Origin of the sequence: Afipia carboxidovorans OM5 (assembly GCF_000218565.1) — a bacterium.
GTDB classification, from domain to species: domain Bacteria; phylum Pseudomonadota; class Alphaproteobacteria; order Rhizobiales; family Xanthobacteraceae; genus Afipia; species Afipia carboxidovorans.
The window spans coordinates 3,203,635-3,224,973 of record NC_015684.1; the positions used below are offsets into that span (position 1 = coordinate 3,203,635).

At 63.3% G+C, this 21,339-nt stretch carries 16 protein-coding genes; 6 read left to right on the forward strand and 10 right to left on the reverse strand.

Annotation, left to right across the window (positions count from 1 at the left end; all coding sequences use genetic code 11):
* Positions 1 to 177 precede the first annotated feature (177 nt).
* Entirely contained in the window at positions 178 to 645 is a 468-nt protein-coding gene (locus OCA5_RS15130) for an Hsp20 family protein (protein WP_012562110.1), read from the forward strand.
* A gap of 67 nt (positions 646 to 712) precedes the next feature.
* Here OCA5_RS15130 and OCA5_RS15135 read toward each other — a convergent pair whose 3' ends face one another.
* The gene (locus OCA5_RS15135; protein ID WP_012562109.1) at positions 713 to 1,588 is read right to left on the reverse strand and encodes a sigma-70 family RNA polymerase sigma factor; all 876 of its coding nucleotides are present in this window, start codon (positions 1,586 to 1,588) and stop codon (positions 713 to 715) included.
* 120 nt (positions 1,589 to 1,708) lie between these two features.
* On the opposite strand from OCA5_RS15135, the gene OCA5_RS15140 reads away from it, so the two are divergent.
* Entirely contained in the window at positions 1,709 to 2,167 is a 459-nt protein-coding gene (locus OCA5_RS15140; RefSeq protein WP_013913344.1) for a carboxymuconolactone decarboxylase family protein, read from the forward strand.
* Positions 2,168 to 2,227: 60 nt separating this feature from the next.
* On the opposite strand, the gene OCA5_RS15145 is transcribed toward OCA5_RS15140, so the two are convergent.
* Positions 2,228 to 3,043, reverse strand: a complete 816-nt coding sequence (locus OCA5_RS15145) for a hypothetical protein (RefSeq protein WP_012562107.1) — start codon at positions 3,041 to 3,043, stop codon at positions 2,228 to 2,230.
* 467 nt (positions 3,044 to 3,510) lie between these two features.
* Here OCA5_RS15145 and gltB point away from each other — a divergent pair, with 467 nt between their 5' ends.
* Together gltB and OCA5_RS15155 are read left to right on the forward strand one after the other, a co-directional pair.
* Positions 3,511 to 8,277 carry a glutamate synthase large subunit gene (gene gltB / locus OCA5_RS15150; RefSeq protein WP_013913345.1) on the forward strand — a complete coding sequence of 1,589 codons (4,767 nt, stop codon included), beginning with the start codon at positions 3,511 to 3,513 and terminating at the stop codon, positions 8,275 to 8,277.
* Between the two features lie 137 nt (positions 8,278 to 8,414).
* On the forward strand, positions 8,415 to 9,872 hold the full coding sequence (locus OCA5_RS15155; RefSeq protein WP_012562105.1) for a glutamate synthase subunit beta: 1,458 nt from the start codon (positions 8,415 to 8,417) through the stop codon (positions 9,870 to 9,872).
* Positions 9,873 to 10,152: 280 nt separating this feature from the next.
* Here OCA5_RS15155 and OCA5_RS15160 read toward each other — a convergent pair whose 3' ends face one another.
* The 3 genes from OCA5_RS15160 to OCA5_RS15170 form a co-directional block, all read right to left on the reverse strand.
* Positions 10,153 to 10,542: a DUF1236 domain-containing protein gene (locus tag OCA5_RS15160; RefSeq protein WP_012562104.1), complete on the reverse strand. Its 390-nt coding sequence runs from the start codon at positions 10,540 to 10,542 to the stop codon at positions 10,153 to 10,155.
* 233 nt (positions 10,543 to 10,775) lie between these two features.
* Positions 10,776 to 12,362 (reverse strand): SGNH/GDSL hydrolase family protein, encoded by a 1,587-nt coding sequence (locus OCA5_RS15165; RefSeq protein WP_012562103.1) that lies wholly within the window; start codon positions 12,360 to 12,362, stop codon positions 10,776 to 10,778.
* 155 nt (positions 12,363 to 12,517) lie between these two features.
* Positions 12,518 to 13,876: a lytic murein transglycosylase gene (locus tag OCA5_RS15170; protein WP_012562102.1), complete on the reverse strand. Its 1,359-nt coding sequence runs from the start codon at positions 13,874 to 13,876 to the stop codon at positions 12,518 to 12,520.
* 333 nt (positions 13,877 to 14,209) lie between these two features.
* On the opposite strand from OCA5_RS15170, the gene galU reads away from it, so the two are divergent.
* The gene (gene galU, locus OCA5_RS15175) at positions 14,210 to 15,082 is read left to right on the forward strand and encodes a UTP--glucose-1-phosphate uridylyltransferase GalU (protein ID WP_041559554.1); all 873 of its coding nucleotides are present in this window, start codon (positions 14,210 to 14,212) and stop codon (positions 15,080 to 15,082) included.
* A 3-nt stretch (positions 15,083 to 15,085) separates the two neighbouring features.
* Here the strand turns inward: galU and OCA5_RS15180 are convergent, their stop codons facing one another.
* Positions 15,086 to 15,736: a hypothetical protein gene (locus OCA5_RS15180; protein WP_244420549.1), complete on the reverse strand. Its 651-nt coding sequence runs from the start codon at positions 15,734 to 15,736 to the stop codon at positions 15,086 to 15,088.
* Positions 15,737 to 15,756: 20 nt separating this feature from the next.
* Here OCA5_RS15180 and OCA5_RS18915 point away from each other — a divergent pair, with 20 nt between their 5' ends.
* On the forward strand, positions 15,757 to 16,086 hold the full coding sequence (locus OCA5_RS18915) for a hypothetical protein (protein ID WP_013913347.1): 330 nt from the start codon (positions 15,757 to 15,759) through the stop codon (positions 16,084 to 16,086).
* Here OCA5_RS18915 and OCA5_RS18920 read toward each other — a convergent pair.
* The 4 genes from OCA5_RS18920 to OCA5_RS15200 form a co-directional block, all read right to left on the reverse strand.
* The gene (locus OCA5_RS18920; RefSeq protein ID WP_013913348.1) at positions 16,077 to 16,694 is read right to left on the reverse strand and encodes a hypothetical protein; all 618 of its coding nucleotides are present in this window, start codon (positions 16,692 to 16,694) and stop codon (positions 16,077 to 16,079) included. The genes OCA5_RS18915 and OCA5_RS18920 overlap by 10 nt on opposite strands.
* Positions 16,695 to 17,089: 395 nt before the next feature.
* Positions 17,090 to 17,842, reverse strand: a complete 753-nt coding sequence (locus OCA5_RS15190; protein WP_013913349.1) for an SGNH/GDSL hydrolase family protein — start codon at positions 17,840 to 17,842, stop codon at positions 17,090 to 17,092.
* Between the two features lie 68 nt (positions 17,843 to 17,910).
* Positions 17,911 to 19,392, reverse strand: coding sequence for a sensor domain-containing diguanylate cyclase (locus OCA5_RS15195; RefSeq protein ID WP_012562098.1), 1,482 nt, complete (start codon positions 19,390 to 19,392; stop codon positions 17,911 to 17,913).
* A gap of 143 nt (positions 19,393 to 19,535) precedes the next feature.
* Entirely contained in the window at positions 19,536 to 21,131 is a 1,596-nt protein-coding gene (locus OCA5_RS15200; RefSeq protein WP_013913351.1) for an outer membrane beta-barrel protein, read from the reverse strand.
* Between the last annotated feature and the right edge of the window lie 208 nt (positions 21,132 to 21,339).

A 21,339-nucleotide genomic window follows, 5' to 3' on the forward strand; every position in this document is an offset into this window, starting at 1 on the left:
ATATCAGTTTCGTACCGGCCTCTCTAGGCGGTACGCAGAACGAAAACCCGGCCAGTCCGGCGGGTTGTCTGCTCTTTGGCAAAAGAGCCGCGCGTTGTGCCTGTGAGACGAATGCCCCGGCCGACAGCCGAATCCGCCTCACGTCATACGCGCCGGTCGCTCAATGGAGGACTTAACATGCGCAGCTTTGATCTCACCCCGTTCTATCGTTCCACCGTCGGTTTCGACCGGCTGTTCTCGCTGCTCGATCAGGCGTCGGGTGATGGCTCGAACGGCTATCCGCCCTACAACATCGAACGTACCGGCGAGAACGATTTCCGAATCTCGGTCGCCGTATCCGGCTTCTCCCCGAATGACATCTCGATCGTCGCGAAGGAAAACACGCTGACGATCAAGGGCGAGAAGGTCGCGAACGAGAACAGCCAGGCTGAAGTGCTCTATCGGGGCATTGCCTCGCGGGCCTTCGAGCGCACCTTCCAGCTTGCCGACTTCGTGCAAGTGAAGAATGCCTCGCTCGAGAACGGCCTCCTGCACGTCGATCTCGTCCGCGAGATTCCGGAAGCCGCCAAGCCGCGGCAGATTCCGATCTCGACCGGCAGCGCCACGGCAAAAACCGTCGAGACCGACGGCAAACAGGCTGCCTGATCGCGACGCGATAAACGTTTCTCCCTAGGCTGTACGAGACTTGGCCCCGGCATCTGCCGGGGCTTTTTCATGTGTCGAGGATCGCGACGTCGAACGCCTTGATGCGATCCGGATCGGCGATGGCGTGAATGCCCGTGATCCGGTCGCCTTCGATGCGAAGCTCCAGCACGATACGAAGCCGCCCGCCGAACACCACCGCGACCGCCATCGCACCGTCGACCACCGCAGGCTGCGCCGCCTGCGCGCGGCCCTTGAAGGTGTTGGCCACCGCCTCGGCGCCGCGCAACTCCGCCGGGCCGCCCATTTTCACCGCCGTGGCATCCGCTCTGAACACGACCTCCGGATCGAGCACGGTAAGCAGTGCCTCGAAATCACCAAGCTTGGAGGCCGCCAGAAACGCATCGACCACCTCGCGCTGGCGGCTCAGGTCGGCGACGGGCATCTCAGTTTCGGACTTTGCCGATGCACCCTGCACGCGGCGGCGGGCACGGCTCGCCAGTTGTCGTGCGGCGGCAGGCTCGCGACCGACAATCGGCGCGATCTCCTCGAACGGCACCGCGAACATATCGTGCAACACGAAGGCGAGCCGCTCGGCAGGCGAGAGCGTATCGAGAACGATCAGAAGCGCGGCGCCAACGGAATCGGCAATCTCCTCTTCGCCGTTTTCGTTATCGGCTGCGGGTTCGGGCGTCAGCGGGCTCAGTTGCTCCTCGCGGCGCGACTTGCGGGCGCGCAGCATGTCGAGACAGATCCGCGCCACCACGGTTGTCAGCCAGCCGCCGAGATTCTTGATGTCCTCGCTGTCGGTGCGGCCAAGCCGCAGCCACGCCTCCTGCACCGCATCCTCCGCCTCGCTGCGCGAGCCGAGCATCCGGTAGGCGACGGCACGCAGATGCACACGGTTCGCCTCGAACCTCTCCGCCAGAAAATTATTTTCGCTCATCGGTCACATCTCCGCAGCTTGCTCCGTCACCCCTCTGACGAACCGATCCGGCCGGATGTGACAGCCGGCGGAACCGGAAGGTCGACAAACTCCAAGACGGATTCAAGACGGAGATTTCCCATGCAACCACGTATGACCAATCCCGCCATGGTCGCGCCCGATGCGATGAAGGCGATGGGCGCGTTTCATGAGGCCGCGAAGAAAGGCAACATCCCCGAGGGGTTCCTCGAATTGATGTGCCTGCGCGCGAGCCAGATCAACGGCTGCAGCGTCTGCATCGACGGTCACTGGCGGCTCGCCAAGAAGGCGGGCGAAACCGATGACCGGTTGTTCGCGGTCGCGGCCTGGCGCGATACACCCTACTTCGAGCCGGCCGAGCGTGCAGCACTTGCGATGACGGAAGCGCTGACGCGCATCAGCGACAGGGCCGATCCGGTTCCCGATGAAATCTGGGACGAATTGATCCGCCACTATAACGAGACCGATATCGCCTCCGTCGTGCTGACGATCGCGGCCATCAACGTGTGGAATCGGCTCAACATCGCGACCAAGCAGCAGGCCGGCTTCTGGCGGCCCTGAGACAACACTCCATGAGGCAGAAAGGCGGCCGTCGTCTGGCCGCCTTTTCCTCATCCTGTCTCAATCCATCGGCTGCACCGGCGGCATCGGCCCGGTCGGCTTCAACTCGACGCTCGCCGTATCTGCTTCCGACTTCGCCTCAACTTTAGCAGGCTTCGTCACCGGAGGAGGTTGGCTTGCCGCCGGCGGCTGCGCGAGACGGGCGGAACGCTCCGCATTCTCCTTGTTCTCGGGTGCCTTATTCTGAGCCTTCATCTGTGCGGCAGCAGGATTGGGCGCGGCAGGCTTGGCGATACGCTTTGGCGGCGCACTGCGATGTGACTGCGGCAGCGGCGCATGATCCGCCGTCCGCGGCGCAGGCGCCGTCCGGTAAGGCGCATCGCGCGGGTTGCGGGCGAAGGCGGCGGGCGGCGCGCCGCGCGGCCCGTAGACGCGATCGAGTTCTTCGCTCAGCCGTGAATCCATCCGCATCGCCGGAATGAAACGCACCGCCTCGCCGGTGCGCGCATCGACGATCAGCCGGCCGTCCTCACCGTTCTCGTCGAGCACCGCCACGGTGTAGACCGAGCCGCGCCGGAACACCGGGCCGAGCGGCGAAAACCCCTGCTCGCGCAGCAGCGACGGAATTTCCTCGGGCGCGAGAAAAGCCTCCTCATCCTCCGGCAGCGCCTCGTCCGGCACCGCCGCATAAGGTCCGCGCCCGTCGTCATCGCTGCGGAGCACGTCGGCGATACGAATAATTTCGAACACACGCAGGGAAAACCCATTGGAAGCAGAGGCGGCCGGCAGCCGGATCACCTGAGCCACCGCCGGTGAAGCGGCGGAAAGCCCCGCCGCCACCATCGTTCCCGCGCAAACTGAAGCGAGTAACCTCATTGTTCGTCGTCCCTCCCCGCTGTTCGCAGTGTGAGCGTCGAAGCCTGCCCTCTCATCTTGCCGGGGAATTCGGCGAGGCTTGGGCCGGAACGAGGTTCTTTACGGCCAAAGCCCGGGCCTCTCCGCCCGCCAAATGAGGCGATACATTGCGCGGTTGATGCTTGTGCCGGGGACTCCGATACCGCTTGTGTGATAGAAAAAAGTTTGGCAATGTCTGAGTAGGGCAGTAGTACTGTCCTATATTTGCCGGGGTTCCGGACGGAGGCTGCGGACAGGGGCACGACACCATTCCGCCGTCCTTCCATGGAAGACCGCTCGTTCTCGCCCCGACTGGCGCCGACGAGCCTGCATTTATCGAAAGTGAGCTCGTCTGCTGGCGGGCGGTTTCCCGGCCGAAGCCGGGCTTACCGCAACCGCTGTGGGTGCGGCTGGACGCAACAAGACCATCGGGTTCGAGGCATAAACAGATGACCCAATTCGTACGATACACAGGCGGTGCCCAAGCACCGGAGATGGTTCAGGTTGGTGGTGGCCAGCCTGAACGAGCACAACACAGGGCCAGCCCCCACGCCCCCGAGCACACTCTCGAACATACTTGGCGCCCGCCTGCTGAAGGTCTTTACGACCTCTCCTTGGAAAAGGATTCCTGCGGCGTCGGCTTCATTGCCAACATCAAGGGACACAAGTCCCACCAGATCGTCTCAGACGCGATCAGCATCCTTTGCAATCTTGAACACCGTGGCGCCGTTGGCGCCGATCCCCGCGCCGGAGATGGCGCCGGCATCCTCGTTCAGATTCCCCACGACTTCTTCGTCCGCAAAACCCGCGAACTCGGCTTCGAACTGCCGCAGCCCGGCGACTACGCCGTCGGCGCGCTGTTCATGCCGCGCGACAAGGCCTGGCGGACCGTCATCCAGAGCATCATCGCCGACCAGATCGCCGCCGAGGGCATGACGCTCATCGGCTGGCGCGTTGTGCCGACCGACAACTCCTCCCTCGGCGAGACGGTGAAGCCGACCGAACCGGCACATATGCAGATCTTCATCGGCCGCGGCAGCGTCACCGGCACCGAAGAGGAATTCGAGCGCAAGCTCTACATCCTGCGCAAGTCGATCTCGAACGCGGTCTATGAGCGGCGCGAGCGCGGCCTTGCCGGCTATTACCCGGTGTCGATCTCGACCCGCACCGTCGTCTACAAGGGCATGTTCCTCGCCGACCAGCTCGGCAAGTATTATCCTGACCTGCACGAGCCGGATTTTGCCAGCGCGCTGGCGCTGGTGCACCAGCGCTTCTCCACCAACACCTTCCCGACCTGGTCGCTCGCGCATCCCTACCGGATGATCGCGCACAACGGCGAGATCAACACGCTGCGCGGCAACGTCAACTGGATGGCCGCGCGTCAGGCGTCGGTGAAGTCCGACCTGTTCGGCAAGGACATCAGCCGGCTGTGGCCGATCTCCTATGAGGGCCAGTCCGACACTGCCTGCTTCGACAACGCGCTCGAATTCCTAGTGCGCGGCGGCTACTCGCTCGCCCACGCCATGATGATGCTGGTGCCCGAAGCCTGGGCCGGCAATCCGTTGATGGATGAAGAACGCCGCGCCTTCTACGAATATCATGCGGCGCTGATGGAGCCGTGGGACGGCCCGGCTGCGCTCGCCTTCACCGACGGCCGCCAGATCGGCGCGACGCTCGACCGCAACGGCCTGCGGCCCGCACGTTATCTCGTCACCAAGGACGACCGTATCCTGATGGCGTCCGAGATGGGTGTGCTGCCGATCCCGGAAGATCAGATCGTCACCAAGTGGCGGCTGCAGCCCGGCAAGATGCTGCTGGTCGATCTCGAACAGGGCCGCCTCATTCCGGACGACGAGATCAAGGCACAACTCGCCGCCAAGAATCCCTATCGCCAATGGCTCGACCATAGCCAGATCGTGCTTGAGGACTTGCAGCCGTTGGCCGAAAGCGTGACGCGGCCGAACCTGCCGCTGCTCGATCGCCAGCAGGCGTTCGGCTACACGCAGGAAGACCTCGCCGTTCTGATGTCGCCGATGGCGGCGATGGGCGAGGAAGCGATCGGCTCGATGGGCACCGACACGCCGCTGTCGGCGCTCTCCGACAAGCCGAAGCCGCTGTTCACCTACTTCAAGCAGAACTTCGCGCAGGTGACGAACCCGCCGATTGATCCGATCCGCGAGGAAGCGGTGATGAGCCTCGTCTCCATCATCGGCCCGCGCCCGAACCTGTTCGATCTCGAAGGCCTGTCGAAGAACAAGCGCCTCGAAGTGCGCCAGCCGATCCTGACCGACGCCGATCTCGAAAAGATCTGCACGATCTCGGAGATCGCGGACTCGCAGTTCAAGTCGCGCATCCTCGACACCACCTTCCACGCAGGCCTCGGCGCGGCGGGCATGGAACAGGTGCTCGATGAACTCTGTGCACGCGCGGAAGCCGCCGTGCGCGAGGGCCACAACATCATCATCCTGTCCGACCGCATGACAGGCAGCGATCGCATACCGATCCCCTCGCTGCTTGCCTGCGCCGCCGTGCATCATCATTTGATCCGCGTCGGGCTTCGCACCTCGGTCGGCCTCGTCGTCCAATCCGGCGAGCCGCGCGAAGTGCATCACTTCGCCTGCCTCGCGGGTTACGGCGCAGAAGCGATCAACCCCTATCTCGCCTTCGAGAGCATCATCGCAATGAAGGACCAGTTGCCGGGTTCGCCCGACAGCAAGGAAGCGGTGAAGCGCTACATCAAGGCGATCGGCAAGGGCCTGCTCAAGGTCATGTCGAAGATGGGCATCTCGACCTATCAGTCCTATTGCGGCGCGCAGATTTTCGACGCCATCGGGCTGAAGAGCGATTTCATCGCGAAGTACTTCACCGGCACGCATACCCGCGTCGAAGGCGTCGGCCTTGCCGAGATCGCCGAGGAAGCGGTGCGCCGTCATGTCATGGCGTTCGGCGATGCGCAGATCTACAAGAGCGCGCTCGACTTCGGCGGCGAATACGCGCTGCGCACCCGCGGCGAGGATCACGCATGGACCGCGGATTCGGTCGCAGCCCTGCAGCACGCCGTGCGCGGCAACTCGCAGGATCGCTACCGCGCCTTCGCCAAGCAGATCAACGAACAGGCCGAGCGTCTCCTCACGCTGCGCGGCCTGTTCCGCATCAAGTCGGCCGAGGATGACAGCCGCAAGAAGGTGCCGCTCGAGGAAGTCGAACCGGCCAAGGAGATCGTCAAGCGCTTCGCCACCGGCGCGATGTCCTACGGCTCGATCTCGCGCGAGGCGCACACCACGCTCGCGATCGCGATGAACCGGATCGGCGGCAAGTCGAACACCGGCGAAGGCGGCGAGGAATCCGACCGCTTCAAGCCAATGCCGAATGGCGACTCGATGCGCTCGGCGATCAAGCAGGTCGCCTCCGGCCGCTTCGGCGTGACGACGGAATACCTCGTCAACTCCGACATGATGCAGATCAAGATGGCGCAGGGCGCAAAGCCCGGCGAAGGCGGTCAGCTCCCCGGCCACAAGGTCAACGAGACCATCGCCAAGGTGCGCCACTCGACGCCGGGCGTCGGCCTGATCTCGCCGCCGCCGCATCACGACATCTATTCGATCGAGGATCTGGCACAGCTCATCTACGATCTGAAGAACGTCAATCCCGACGGTCAGGTCTCGGTGAAGCTCGTCTCCGAGATCGGCGTCGGTACGGTTGCGGCGGGCGTCGCCAAGGCGCGTGCGGACCATGTGACGATCTCAGGCTTCGAGGGCGGCACCGGCGCTTCGCCGCTGACCTCGATCAAGCACGCGGGCTCACCGTGGGAAGTCGGCATCGCCGAAACGCACCAGACGCTGGTGCGCGAACGGCTGCGCTCACGTATCAGCGTGCAGGTCGATGGCGGCTTCCGCACCGGACGCGACGTCGTGATCGGCGCGCTGCTCGGCGCCGACGAGATGGGCTTCGCCACCGCGCCGCTGATCGCGGCCGGCTGCATCATGATGCGCAAGTGTCATCTCAACACCTGCCCGGTCGGGGTGGCGACACAGGACCCGGTGCTGCGCAAGCGCTTCACCGGCCAGCCCGAGCACGTCATCAACTTCTTCTTCTTCGTCGCCGAAGAAGTGCGCGAGATCATGGCCTCGCTCGGCTACCGCACCTTCAACGAGATGATCGGCCAGAGCCAGATGCTCGACCAGACACGCCTCGTCGCGCACTGGAAGGCGAACGGCCTCGACTTCTCCAAGCTGTTCTACAAGCAGAAGGAAGCGCCGGGCCAAGTGATCTATCACAACGAGCCGCAGCACCATCACCTCGAGAAGGTGCTGGACCGCAAGCTCATCAAGGAAGCGCAGGCGGCGCTCGACCGCGGCGCGCCGGTAAAGATCGCAACCGAGATCGGCAACACCGACCGCAGCGCGGGCGCGATGCTCGCGGGCGAAGTCGCGCGGCGTTACGGCCATGCCGGCCTGCCGCACGACACGATCCATGTCAGCCTCAAGGGCACCGCCGGTCAGGCGTTCGGCGCCTGGCTTTGCCACGGCATCACCTTCGATCTCGAAGGCGAAGGCAACGACTATGTGGGCAAGGGCCTCTCGGGCGGCCGCCTGATCGTGCGCCCGCCGCGTCAGTCCGCGATCGTGCCGGAAGAGTCGATCATCGTCGGCAACACGGTGCTGTACGGCGCGATCGAGGGTGAAGCCTATCTCCGCGGCGTCGCGGGCGAGCGCTTCGCCGTGCGCAACTCCGGCGCCGTTGCGGTGGTGGAAGGCGTCGGCGATCACGGCTGCGAATACATGACCGGCGGCATCGTCGTCGTGCTCGGCCAGACCGGGCGCAACTTCGCGGCTGGCATGTCGGGCGGCATCGCCTATGTCCTCGATGAGGACAACAGCTTCGCCAAGCGCTGCAACATGGCGATGGTCGAACTCCAGCCGGTGCTTGCCGAGGAAGCGATCGCCGAGAGCGCCTATCACATGCACGACGATCTCGAAGCGCACGGCCGCGTCGACGTGTTCGAGGACCTCCTCGCCGACGACATCAAGCGGCTGCGGGTCTTGATCGCGCGGCATGCGAAGTATGCGGGCTCGAAACGCGCCGCCGACATTCTCGCGAACTGGAAGGCTTATCTGCCGAAGTTCCGCAAGGTGATGCCGGTCGAGTATCGCCGCGCGCTCAGCGAGATCAAGGCGAAGAAAGACACCGAGCCGGCGGTTGCGATCGGCGCCTAGCATTGCATGCGTCGTTCCGGACGGGCCGCGCAGCGGACCCGATCCGGAATTCAGCCGATACAGGATCGAGATTCCGGGTCTGCGCCGCTGGCGCATCCCGGAATGACCGAATGAGACAACGGGGCATTTGGAAAGCCATGGGAAAGATCACCGGATTTCTTGAGTTCGAACGGCACGACCGCGGCTACAAGCCGGTTGCCGAGCGCATCACCAATTACGACGAGTTCGTCATTCCGCTGTCGGAGAAGGAGCTGCGCGATCAGGCCGCGCGCTGCATGAATTGCGGCGTGCCCTATTGCCACGGCACCGGCTCGGTCGCGCCCGGCACGCCGGGCTGCCCGGTCAACAACCAGATCCCGGACTGGAACGACCTCGTCTACAAGGGCAACTGGGAAGAGGCCTCGCGCAACCTGCACTCGACCAACAACTTCCCTGATTTCACCGGCCGCATCTGCCCCGCGCCGTGCGAGGCATCCTGCACGCTGAACATCATCGAGAGCCCGGTCACCATCAAGAGCATCGAGCATGCGATCGTCGAGCGCGCGTGGGAGAGCGGCTGGCTCGCGCCGGAAATCGCCACGGAGAAAACCGGCCGCAAGGTCGCCGTGGTCGGCTCCGGCCCCGCGGGTTTGGCCTGCGCGCAACAACTCGCGCGCGTCGGCCACGAGGTGCATGTGTTCGAGAAGCACGCCAAGGCGGGCGGGCTTCTGCGCTATGGGATTCCCGACTTCAAGCTGGAGAAGCGCGTCATCGACCGCCGCCTCGAACAGCTCGAGGCCGAAGGTGTCGTGTTCCACTGCAACACGCCGGTGGGCGGCTCGTCGCCCGACGCGGTCGACCCGAGCGATCTCATCAAGGCCTATGACGCCGTGGCGCTGACCGGCGGTGCGGAAGCGCCGCGCGATCTGCCGGTGCCTGGCCGCGAACTCGACGGCATTCACTATGCGATGGATTTCCTGCCGCAGCAGAACCGCCGCGTGGGTCAGGAGCCGCTTGATGGTGCGCGCGACATCCTTGCCACCGGCAAGCATGTCATCGTGATTGGCGGCGGCGACACCGGCTCGGACTGCATCGGCACTTCGGTGCGGCAGGGTGCTGCGTCGGTGACGCAGCTCGAGATCATGCCGGAGCCGCCCGCGCATGAGAACAAGGCGCTGACCTGGCCCTTCTGGCCGCTGAAGCTGCGCATCTCGTCGAGCCAGGCGGAAGGTGCGACGCGCGACTACGCGGTGATGACGCAAAAATTCTCCGGCGAAAACGGCAAGGTGGCGAAGCTGCACGGCGTGCACGTCGATGCCAAATTCCAGCCGGTGCCCGGCACCGAGTTCGAGTTGCCCGCAGATCTCGTGTTGCTCGCGATGGGCTTTGTGCATCCGCTGCACGAGGGGCTTTTGAAGTCGCTCGGCGTCGATCTCGATCCGCGCGGCAATGTCCGCGCCGCCACCAGCGACTACAAGACGTCGGTCGCGAAGGTATTCTCCGCGGGCGACATGCGGCGCGGCCAGTCGCTCGTCGTCTGGGCGATCCGCGAAGGCCGCCAGTGCGCCGCCGCGATCGACGAATTCCTCACCGGTGCGACCACCCTGCCGCGGTGAGCGAACTCGCTTGAAACAGCCTTCTTGCTTACCTCTCCCCGTCGGGGAGAGGTCGCGAGCCATTAGCGCGTTTACGCGCGCACTATGGCGAGCGGGTGAGGGGGCTCCTGTCATCTCTTGAGCACCGTACGCCCTCACCCGGAGGCGTTCGCTACGCTCCGCCTCCGACCTCTCCCCACGGGAGAGGTGAAGAGAGAAGCAATCAAGTTTGCGCATGACGCAAAAAGCCCCGCCGTCCTGCCGACGGCGGGGCTTTTCTTTGGCTTTCATCAATCGCGCATCACTCGATGATGCGGATCACGCGACGGGTGCGCGGGTCGACGATGACGCGCTGATCGTTCACCACCGCATAGCGATAGGTCTTGTAGCGCGGCACCTCGTGCAGCACGACCGTATCGGGCAGCGGCTCGCCGACCGCGATGCGCTCCTCGACCACGACCGAGGGCACATGCTCGTTTCGAACCGCGCCGATCACCGCATCCGGGATCGCGACTGCGGTGCCGACTGCGGCACCCACCGTGCCGCCGACCGCCGCACCGACCGGACCCAATACCTGGCCGCCCGCTTCCGCACCATCGCGGGCGCTGTCGCGAACCACGTTCTGTGCCGAGGCCATCGCAGGCGTCAGCACCAGGGCCGCAACCACAACAGCATGAGCCATTTTCGTCATGACAGTCTCCTTGTCTTCGTGTTCTTTCCAATGCGGCCCGACAACGGCAAGGGAGAGCGCACGTTCCGGTGCATCGCGCCTTACGCATGCGGCGACAATGTGAAGATCAGGACGCAACCAAGGCGTGACGGAAACGAGATTCCGCAGCAAGCGGTGCGCTCGCGCGGTGCATGCAAGTTCCGTCAGCGAGGCGATATTTTTATCCGCCCGCAAAACGCAGACGGCACGACTGCTCAGCGGAAGAGGAAGAAGAAGCCGGAGCTTGCAGACGACGGCGCGATCGGGGCACGTGGGCGCTGCGGTTGCGGGCGGTTCGAATCGAACGGCCCACCGGTCGCCGTGGCCTGCGGCGCGCGCTTCTTCGGCTTCGGCGCAGTCGGCTTGTCGCTGCCGAGGTCGGCAAGGTTGCCGCCGGGCGGTGTTGGCGGCGCTTCGAGCATACCAATCTCGCGGCGCGGCCAACTGAAGTCATCCGCACGGCCAGCAGGCGGGCTCAGCGCCTCGCCCTTCACCAGCGTACGTGCGGCCAGCGCATCGACTGCGGCCGGACGCGAACCAGCGCCGCCGAGCAATTCGTCAGAATTCACCGAGGACGCAACGAGCGGCACCACCGGCCCCACCAGCGGACGTGGACCGACCGTGCCGGGCTTCACCGATACGCTGTTGTCAGGTGCTTCGTCCGGCAGTGCGAGAGGTGCGGAGCGCGAGGCGAGCACGCGGCGAATCTCACGCTCGGTGTAGTGCGCGAGCTTGCGCGCGCCGGCTTTCGTAAAGAATACGCCATCATAGGAACGCAGCCGGCGAATCTGACCCTCGAAATCCGGACCCTGCTGGATGTAGCGCCCGGCATCGTCGACGAAGCCATCCCAGACATCGACATAGGTGACGCCCGCCTTGCCCGCAGCATCACGATAAAGCGAATCCAGGAACAGCATGTCGGAGGTCGATTTCGTGCCGCGCACGGCCGGCAGACCGACCCACAGCACCGGCACGCCCTTCGCCTTCAGGATGCCGATCAGCTCCGCGATCTTGCGGTTGTAGAGTTCGACCCAGCGCGGATCGCGAAAATTGGCGATGCCGTTCGCGGCCGGTGCGGTGCGCTCGGCCGGCGCGGCATCTTCCTCGTCTTCGGACGCGGCAGGCTCCGGCGCGGCTTCGGCGGCCTTCTCGTCGGCAGGCGCCTCGGCATTCTTCGCGTCCGCCTCCTTGGCGTCCGGTTTGCCTTTAGCGCCCTTCTTGGTCTTCTTGTCCTTGTCCTGCTTCTCGACCTTCTCGTGGATCGGCACGCGGTCGTGCAGGCCGAGCATCACCACGATCACGTCCGGCTGTTCGGTCGCGAGAATGTCTTTCGCGGCAGCGGCCCAGTCCGAGGGCTCGCCCTTCGGCTGATAGCGGATCAGGCCGGAGACGGTTTTCGCCTTGCGGACGATGCCGATTTCCGGCGTCTCGGACAGCGCATCCTCGAGGCCGTAAGCGAGCCAGTCGCCCATCGCGTCGCCGATAACGAGGACATTGTGGTCGGCTGCGACCTCACGCTTTTCCGGCGCGGGCGGGCGGGAGTAATCAACACGCGGCTGCGCGGGTTGCTGCGGCGGCGCGCGCTCGCCGAAAAAACCATCACGGAAGGACGGGAAGAATCCGCCGCCTCCGCCGCCACCCTGCGGCACGCCGCGCGGCGGCACCGGGCGGCGCTGGCCGAAGCCGAAATCGAACAGTTGCGCGGAAGCCGGCGCGGCCATGCCGAACGCCAGCGCGCCCGCCACCGCGAACGCCGCGAGCAGCGCGCCTTCACGCCGGATTTTCTGCCACCATCGCCGCATCAGGTCTTCAACCGGTTCCGATCGGGAGACCCTTATACAAGCTCAATACGGCCCGAAAAGGGGCGGCGGCAGTCATTCCCGCGAAAGCGGGAATTGAGCTCTGTCGGGAAGCCCGGGCCCCCGCATGCGCGGGGACGACATCGGGGAGTTACGCCTCAGCGCGACCGTAGGCGATCGAGCGCCGCGGAGGAGGCAAAGCCGTCCGCCGGAGTGCCGACCGAGGCCTGGAACGAGCGCAGCGCCTGACGTGTCTCACTGCCCAGCCGGCCATCGGCCTCGCCCTGATAGAAGCCACGGCGTGCGAGCAACTGCTGCAGTTCGAGCCGCTCGGTGCGGGTCAGCACCCGCTCGGAACGCGGCCAAGCCTGCACGAACGGCCCGCCGCCACGCAGCCGGTCGGCAAAATGGCCGATGGCGAGCGCGTAGGATTCCGCCGGGTTGTAGCGCAGGATGGCGCGGAAGTTCTGCAGCATCAGGAAGCCCGGCCCGTCCGCACCGGCAGGCATCAGCAGGAAGGCATGATCGCCCGGACGCGGAAATGCCTGACCGTTCGCACGGCTGACGCCAAGCCGCGCCCATTGCGCCAGCGTCATCGCCTTCGAGCGATCGGCCAGCAGATAATCGAAGCCGCGCGGCACGCTGACCTCGTAGCCCCAGCCCTGCCCGGCCTGCCAGCCATCGGTCTTGAGCTTGTTCGCCGTCGAGGCGATCAGATCGGGCACACTGCCCACCGCATCGCGCCGCCCATCGCCGTCGAAATCGACCGCGAAGCGCTTGTAGACCGTCGGCATGAATTGCGTCGGCCCGAACGCACCGGCCCATGAGCCGACCATTTCGTCCGGCGTGAGATCGCCGCGATTCAAGATTTCTACCGCCGCAAGAAACTCGCCGCGGAAATATTTCTGGCGGCGGCCGATGCAGGCGAGCGTCGCGGTCGAATTCAGCACGCTGCGGTCGCCGCCCCGCGTCGAGTAGTTCGACTCGATGCCCCAGATGGATGCGATGATGTAGCGGTCGACGCCATAAGCGCGCTCCACCGCATCGAACTGCGGCTTGTATTTGGCGAGAACCTCGCGGCCCTTGGCAAGGCGCGTGTCGTTCACCAGCACATCGAGATAATCCCACACCGACTTGGTGAATTCGGGCTGCGAATCCATGAAGTCCATAATCTTGAGATCAGGCTCGAGATTCGCGGTGAGGCGGTCGAAATTCGCGCGGCTGACACCGCGGCGCGCGGCTTCCGGCGCCATTGATGCGACACACGACCTGAAATTCGCGGCCGAACGGCGGATAGCATCGGCCGTCATCTCCGGCGAACCGGAGGCGCCGTCTTCCCCGCTCCATTCCTTGGTCGAGGCGCGGGCGCGGCGCACCGGTGCGGGCTGCTGTGGCAGCGCGCCGGTGAGTTCCGTGCGCGGCGACAATGCCTGTTCGGTGACGCAAGCCGGCAGCGGCAGCACCAGCGCTCCCAACGCAACCGCAAACCCCGCCTTCTTTACGCAGACCCACGCCATACCAATCCCTTCCGTCCCGCGGCTATCAGGCCCGGATACGGTTTCGACTCCCTTAACATAGGGCGGTTTTCCCATGGACGAGGCGCCGTCCGCGACAATCGCGACGCAATCACGCGTGCGGATTTTGCCACCGCGCGGGCACCGCCGCCCATTTGCTGCCTTTGTTGTCGGGTGCAAACAGGATAGTGAAATTGGCGGACTCCTCCGCCCCGGTGCGCGCGTCGCGTGCCGGCCGCCCTACGCCTCGCCCTCCGGGAGCTTGTCCTCCAGGACAAGTCCTTGCCCTCCAAGACCTCGCCATCCAAGACCTCGCCATCCAAGAGAAGCCGCCTCATGAAAATCCGCAAAGCCGTATTTCCCGTCGCCGGCCTCGGCACCCGTTTCCTTCCCGCCACCAAGGCGATGCCGAAGGAGATGCTGACCGTGGTGGACCGCCCGCTGATTCAGCATGTGGTGGACGAAGCGCTGGAGGCCGGCATCGAGCACCTCGTGTTCGTCACCGGGCGCAACAAGGGCGTGATCGAGGATCACTTCGACCGCCCCTACGAGCTCGAGGACACGCTGAAGGAGCGCAACAAGCTCAAGGAAATGGACATCCTCGAGCGCGACCAGCCGGAAGCCGGCGCGACCTCGTTCACGCGCCAGCAGGCGCCGCTCGGCCTCGGCCATGCGGTGTGGTGCGCGCGCGACATCATCGGCAACGAGCCGTTCGCCGTGCTGCTGCCCGACGTGCTGGTGAAGCACAAGCCGAGCGGCCTGAAGCAGATGATCGATGCGGCCGCCGCCGCGGGCGCCTCCAGCGCCAACATCATCGCGGTGGAAGAAGTGCCGATGGAGCACGTCCACATGTACGGCGTCGTCGGCGTCGGCCCGTCGAAGGGCGACCTGTTCGAACTGAACGGCATGGTCGAGAAGCCGAAGAAGGAAGTCGCGCCCTCGAACCTCTCGATCACCGGGCGCTACATCCTGCAGCCGGAGATCTTCAATATCCTCGAGACGCAGGAGCGCGGCGCGGGCGGCGAAATCCAGCTTACCGACGCGATGCTCGCGCTTGCGGGAAAGCAGCCGTTCTACGGATTCAAGTTCAAGGGCAAGAGCTACGACTGCGGATCGAAGTCAGGATTTTTGGCCGCCAACATCGCCTACGCCATGGACCGCGAAGACCTGCGCGGCGATTTGCTCAGCGAGATGAAGAAGTATGTGTGAGGACTAACCGCCGCTTTCCTCTTCGATGTCCGGAGCAAACATATCCGGATTCATGAGAAGCACTCCGTCTGCTCCCAGATCATACAAAATGAAAAGACCAGCTCGAGCGAATATCTTCCAAATACGAACACTCGCTCTATTGAAAATAATTTCGAAATAGCGCGCACGCCTAATATAAAACTCGCATTCTCTCGGATCTAAATTACCTGGCCAATTGCCTTCGCGAAAAAACCTATGAATAAAAAAATCTCTCTTCGACTTGAGCCAGCCGAGATAATTTAAGTCGTCCTGCAAAATTGGATGCTTGGAAAGAATTTTGATTAAGTTTCCAAGCGTTGACTCAAGTAACTTGGAGTGCTTTTCAAGCATTTCCTCCCACTTTTCGGCATCTTCTTTCAAAACGGACGTTACTTTAATGCGATCGCATGTAGCCATCGCTCCAATTATCGCGTCTTCCATTTTGTTTAAAATAACAAATGCCGAGCCCATCTGAGAACAGAACGCTACACGGGCCAAATCAGCTTCTTTTTGCGCCAAAACAAAGCTCTTAAAGTCCGGCCTCTTTGTATTTTTTGCAAACAATTTCCCCTCGCACAAAGCAGCAAGCTTGACAAAATTTGCATCAATGTTGGACGCTGAACACATTGCATTCATAACTTTTCGAGGAACTGAGTATGGCACGAGCTGAGGCAAGTGGTATTCGTTTAAACAACCAAGATGCCGCGATCGCGAAAGGAATGATTGCGAGAGGTGACCGCCAGCACGACATTGCAGCTTGGTTCGGCGTAAATGGAGGGCGAATAGGAGAAATTTCGAGCGGCGCTAAATTTTCGCATGTATCTGCTGCATCGGAGGACCAGCTTCCTCCGCCCGGCCCCTATCTTTCCGGTCGATCAGCACATAAGGCGGTCGCAGCACTCGAACAAGCTAAAGCAGCTTTAGAAGACGCATTGGCAAATATTGAGGAAGGTCTTTCAAGCGCCCATGAATACGATCAAGAATAATCTTGATCTCTTTCCAGTTGTTTTCTGCAGGGTGGGACCCACATCAATCTTGGAAAGCCGACTTTCTCTTTCTCCCAAACAAGCCAAGCATATCCAGTAGCGGTAGATGCCTTTTTATCTAACCGTCCACGAACCATGGGGACTCGCTCAACATACTGTGCGAATTTCGTGGGCGGTATATTTTCAAAAAGGGATCGGTAGCGACCTGAACTTTCGATAAATACGGTTCGTACAAGAACCGCTACTCCTAGACGAGCCACCATCAAGGAGCGTTGAACAAACTCTTCCGCCAAGCGAAAAGGAGGGTTAGTTATTACCCAATCTACCGCATTGGCTTCGTAAGGAACGTCTAAGTAATCACGCACAGCACCATATCCGTATGCATATGCGTCGGAAGCCCTCACTTCCCCGAAATACTCCTTCAAAACTTTAGCCATATGGCCAGCACCGCAAGCTGGCTCTAACGCGCTCATTTTTGAAAATGGCCCGCAGTCATTTATGACATGCTCCATAAACCCGCGCGTTGCCCATGGCGGCGTCGGAAAATCGTCTGGACTATCAGCTGCTTCCGCGCGCTGCGCCATTACGGCATGTGATCGATTTTGCATTTCGCCATTCCCACGAATCGTTCTGAGTTTGTTCTTATCATGGTTAACAGATAGTAAACTCTTTCGATTGATTTTCATGTCAAATAGGTTTTTGTTCCTATTTCTTCGTTCTTGTGGAGCCGTAATAGCGCGGTGTGAAGCGCGGCGCCCACGCGGCTCATGACACACACGGCCACCCGGGCGGCTGAGATTGACCCGCCCGCTCCCGCTACAGGGAGCTGCCGCTTGCGGCATGGACGAAGCGGATAAACGCCGCGCAAGAATCACACGCTATCAACGTCGTCCGCGAATGCGGGGACCCGGACTTCACAAGCTGGATTCCCGCTTTCGCGGAATGACGCGAGAAACGGGGCGACGGGAAAGCACGAATGACGCGGACACGTAATTAGCGCACCCTACTTCACCCCCGCGACGATCGCGCGCGCCAGTGCACGGCCGACGCAGTCGTAAGCCTCGCCGGACATATGCAGCCCGTCGAGCGAGGTGAGGCTCATGATCGACACGCCCGATTGCACAGCCTTGTGCAGCATGTCGAAACGCGGCAGGTAGGCGACCTGATGCTCGCGCACCACGGTCGCGATCGCGCCCTGCATCTTGGCGTATTGCGTACCAAGAATCACCGGCGTGTATTGCTGGTCCATCAGGATCACGTCGATGCCCTGCGCGCGGAGAAGCGCGATGCCCGATGCGATCTTCTGCATCAGGCTTGCCGCCTCCTCGCCCCAGGTGAAATCGTTGCCGCCGATCTGCCAGATCACGAGGTCGGGGTGATGGGCGAACACGTCGCGATCGAAGCGCGCGATGTTGCCGGGAATGGTGTCGCCGTTGCGCCCGGCATTGAAGATCTCGACCTGCAGCGACGGCACGAGCCGCACAAGCTCGCGCCGCATCACGCCTGGATAGGTGTCTTCCTCGCGCGTCATCCACAATCCCACCGTGGACGATGAGCCGATCGCGACCACCCGCAACGGCGCGCCGTTTTTGAGAATGCCCGCGGTGCGCGGCAACGCCGCGCCAAGCGACAGCCCTTCGTTGGCGGCGAGGCATTGTTCGGCAGGCGAGGGTTCGGGCACGCGGCCCATGGCGGGCGCGCACAGGAGGATCACGCTGCAAAGGCACGCGAGAAGCGAGCGGAAAGGAACCATCATCAGCCGCAGCCTAGAGCGTTATCGCTCCCGATGGAAACCAATCATCGCGCGGCGTTGTTACGCGGCGATCACGCGGCCCTGACGATCATGTCGGGATCGACCCCGACGCAGCGATTGCGGCCCTGCTCTTTCGCCTGATAGAGCGCCTTGTCCGCGGCCTCGATCAGGTTCCGTGACGAGCCGGCCATGTCGGGCACGACGCAGGCGACGCCGATTGAAACGGTGGTGGCCCATTTCTCCGTCGACAGCCGCTCGACGCGGGTGCGGATCTCCTCGGCGATCCGCATGGCATCGTCGAGTTCAGTGTCGGGCAGCAGCAGCGCGAACTCCTCGCCGCCATAGCGCGCCGCGCAGTCCGCCGGGCGGCGCGAGGATTGCGCAATGCTCTTGGCGATCCTCACCAGCACCTGATCGCCCTCCTGATGGCCGAACAGGTCGTTGAACGTCTTGAAGTGATCGGCATCGATCATCAGGAGCGAGAGCGGCAGCTTCTGCCAGCCGCGGCGCCATTCGTCGAGCATGCGCTCGTCGAACCGGCGGCGGTTGTCGATGCCGGTCAGCGCATCGGTCGTCGCCAGTTGGGCAAGGCGCTGCTCGGCGTCGGCGCGCCGCGCCATCTCGCGGGCGAGCAGGAACGCAGCCCCGATCACGAACGCCGACAGCATCAGCATCAGCCCGCCGATGATGAACACCTGTCGCCACCACGGGCCGTAGATGCTCTCGAGCGATTTGCCGACCACCACGACCAATGCGCGATCGCTGTTCTGCCAGACATACAGCCGCTCGATATTGTCGAGCGTGCTTCGCAGCGTGGCCGAGCCACTCCTGGTCGCGAGGATCTGGCGGACGCCCGCAGAGTTGCTGAGGTCCTTGCCGATGGTGTCGGAATTGGACGGCTGGCGCATCATCACCCGGCCATCGTTGCGGAAGACCGTGGCGGTGTCGCCTTCACCGAACTTCAGGTGACTGAACAGGTCGCGGAAGTAACTGTATCGTATCGAGCCAACGACCACGCCGAGAAAGCGGCCATCATGGCCGGTGATGCGGCGGCTCAGCACCAGCGCCGGCGCGCCTGTGCCGACCTCGGGATCGCTGACATAAAGCCCGGCATCGGACGAGGCGCGATGAATCTTGAAGAACTCCTTGTCGGCACAACTCTCCTGCGCCGGATGCAAGGTGCTGGAATCGAGTTTAAGCTTGCCGGTCTCATCGAAAATCCGGATGCGTCCGTAATGCTGCGCGGTCGCGGCATGATCGAACAGGATGAGATGAAGGATCGGCAGGCTGATGCGCTCGGTGTCGAGCGTCAGCATGTTGTTGACGGCGTTGCGCAGCGACAGATCGTAAACCTCGATGCTGCGGACGATATCGGAATCGATGGTGGCCGCGAGGTTCGCGGAAGCGCTGCGGGCCAGCTCACCGGCGGCGCGGCGCGTTTCCAGCAGCACGCTGCCGCAGATCAGGAGAAACGCGCTGGTCGTAAGCGCACACAGGACGACGAGAGCCCGGGGCGTAAAACACCACCGTTTGAAGCTCACCCAGCCCGTCACGATCCCCGCCTTTCTCGCGCGTAAGAGGTTGGTCGTACGCGCAGAACCCTTGCCAGACCCTTACGGCAACAGCTTGCCGCCTGCGATGGAGTTAACACCACCTTTTTTCAGCGACGCCCGACGCCACGCAAACTGGTACGATCTCACCGCTGAACCCGAACACCGAGCATGACGACCGTCGCCGCCGTGTTCACGCCGCCGCTGCCGCTCTCCAGCCAGTCATGGCGGAGGCTGCCCTTGATCGCGAAGGTGCGGCTCAGCTTGTAGGTCAGCGTGCCCTCGGCAAAGTAGCGCTTGTCCTGGCCCGCGGTTTGATAGTCGGAAGTGCCGTAACCGAACCTCGCGGTGCCGATCAGCCAGCGGCGGAAGGCGTGATCGACCTGGGCGGTATAGTCGCGCGACAGCGAACCGGAGACACCCGGCAGCGTCGTCTCGTTGATTGAGGACACCGCATCGAGCCGCACCGTGGTGAGGCCGGTCGCGCGCCATATCAGCGAGGCGCTGGTGAGCAGCCCGTCCATGCGCTTGAGGCGCGGGTCCTGATAATCGCGCCAACCATAACCCGCCGCGATCTCGCCGGTGAGCAGGCGCGAGAATTCGAAGCTGGTACCGCCCTTGAGATAGCCACCGGTGGAATCGCGCTCATAGTCGTAGCGGTCAAGCCGGGTGTCGTGCACGCGCTTGTCGGCCACGACTTCGACGAACGGCTTCACGCCCGGCGTCAGATCGTAACTCGCGCGCGCCTGCACGCCATACTGATTGAAGTTGCGGTCGTCATTGCTCCACGACGTGCCGTCGATGAGCTTGGAATTCTGATAGACGGTGCGGTCGATGTTGCCGTTGACCTGCAATTGCAGGCGATTGAAATCCTGCTCAAATCCTGCCGTGCCGCCGTAAGTGGCGTAGATGGGATATTTCGACAGGCCATACTGGATAATATTATCGCGCGCTCCCGGATTGTCGGTCCCGAGACGAAGCCGCACCGCGGAGACGACGCGGGTGTCGCGCGTCACATCGAGACGGCCGCTGAGCCTGCCGTTGAAAGCGGGGCGATCGATATCGACCGGCACCGACGAGGCGCCCGAGGTGGTCGGGAAATCCGTGCCATAGCCCGTGAATGAACCGCGCAGATCGAGATCCACTGCATGGCGCGACCACAGCGAGGTCGCCTGCAATTCCGGCGCGATACGATAGAACGCCGAGCCGCGCGGCTCCGACAAGCGGCTGGGGTTGCTGTCATAGCCGCCCCAGACTTCAACAGCGCTCTTGACCAGAAAGCTGCCGGCGCGATTGCCGACCTGCCCGAACGGATCGTCGTCGATCTTGAGGCGGCGGCGCGGCGGTGCGCCCTCGGCGGTGCCGGCGAAGGATGGCGACACCGGCGCGGTGACGCGCGGTGCCTGCAACGGCGGATTCGGTGTCGGGTGCGGCGTCCCCGGATAGGGCTTTGCCACCTTCCGCTTCCGATTGAGCGAATCGTAGCCACTGCCGGCCGCACCTGATGCTGGGGGAATGCCGTAGGTGGGCCGCATGTCGTCCTGACTACCGACCGAGCGAAGCGGCGAATCCTCACGCGGCGCGAACCCGCCGACCGACGGTGTGAACATCGACGAGGTGAGCGCCTGCGCGAAACAGGGGACAGGCAAAGTGGAGGCGCCTAGCACGGCGCAAAGCCGCGCCACGCGCCAGCCCGGCGCGGTGCGGCCTTGCGAGCCTCTCGCCCTCTGCCCCAAGGGCATCCTCAAACCTTCCCGGCAAAAGCCGAAAACACACGAAATTGCAAGGACTTGCAGCCAAACGACACCGCGCCCGCAAACCGGACGCCGTTAACAGAGTTAAAACAACTATGGTTAATGAGGCGTTGAAGACGGCCTGTTCCGGATCGCCCGATGTCATTGAGCGTGCTAAAGAAAAGAAGCGGCAACGGGCCGCCTCTTTCGGACATCG

Bases quoted from the DNA above. Each gene is read 5' to 3' on its own strand.
- OCA5_RS15130 (WP_012562110.1), top strand. From the start codon at position 178: ATGCGCAGCTTTGATCTCACCCCGTTCTATCGTTCCACCGTCGGTTTC.
- galU (WP_041559554.1), top strand. From the start codon at position 14,210: ATGAAAATCCGCAAAGCCGTATTTCCCGTCGCCGGCCTCGGCACCCGT.
- OCA5_RS15165 (WP_012562103.1), bottom strand. From the start codon at position 12,362: ATGCGGCGATGGTGGCAGAAAATCCGGCGTGAAGGCGCGCTGCTCGCG.
- OCA5_RS18915 (WP_013913347.1), top strand. From the start codon at position 15,757: ATGGCACGAGCTGAGGCAAGTGGTATTCGTTTAAACAACCAAGATGCC.
- OCA5_RS15160 (WP_012562104.1), bottom strand. From the start codon at position 10,542: ATGACGAAAATGGCTCATGCTGTTGTGGTTGCGGCCCTGGTGCTGACG.
- OCA5_RS15180 (WP_244420549.1), bottom strand. From the start codon at position 15,736: ATGAATGCAATGTGTTCAGCGTCCAACATTGATGCAAATTTTGTCAAG.
- OCA5_RS15140 (WP_013913344.1), top strand. From the start codon at position 1,709: ATGCAACCACGTATGACCAATCCCGCCATGGTCGCGCCCGATGCGATG.
- OCA5_RS15200 (WP_013913351.1), bottom strand. From the start codon at position 21,131: ATGCCCTTGGGGCAGAGGGCGAGAGGCTCGCAAGGCCGCACCGCGCCG.
- gltB (WP_013913345.1), top strand. From the start codon at position 3,511: ATGACCCAATTCGTACGATACACAGGCGGTGCCCAAGCACCGGAGATG.
- OCA5_RS15170 (WP_012562102.1), bottom strand. From the start codon at position 13,876: ATGGCGTGGGTCTGCGTAAAGAAGGCGGGGTTTGCGGTTGCGTTGGGA.
- OCA5_RS15190 (WP_013913349.1), bottom strand. From the start codon at position 17,842: ATGATGGTTCCTTTCCGCTCGCTTCTCGCGTGCCTTTGCAGCGTGATC.
- OCA5_RS18920 (WP_013913348.1), bottom strand. From the start codon at position 16,694: ATGCAAAATCGATCACATGCCGTAATGGCGCAGCGCGCGGAAGCAGCT.
- OCA5_RS15135 (WP_012562109.1), bottom strand. From the start codon at position 1,588: ATGAGCGAAAATAATTTTCTGGCGGAGAGGTTCGAGGCGAACCGTGTG.
- OCA5_RS15145 (WP_012562107.1), bottom strand. From the start codon at position 3,043: ATGAGGTTACTCGCTTCAGTTTGCGCGGGAACGATGGTGGCGGCGGGG.
- OCA5_RS15155 (WP_012562105.1), top strand. From the start codon at position 8,415: ATGGGAAAGATCACCGGATTTCTTGAGTTCGAACGGCACGACCGCGGC.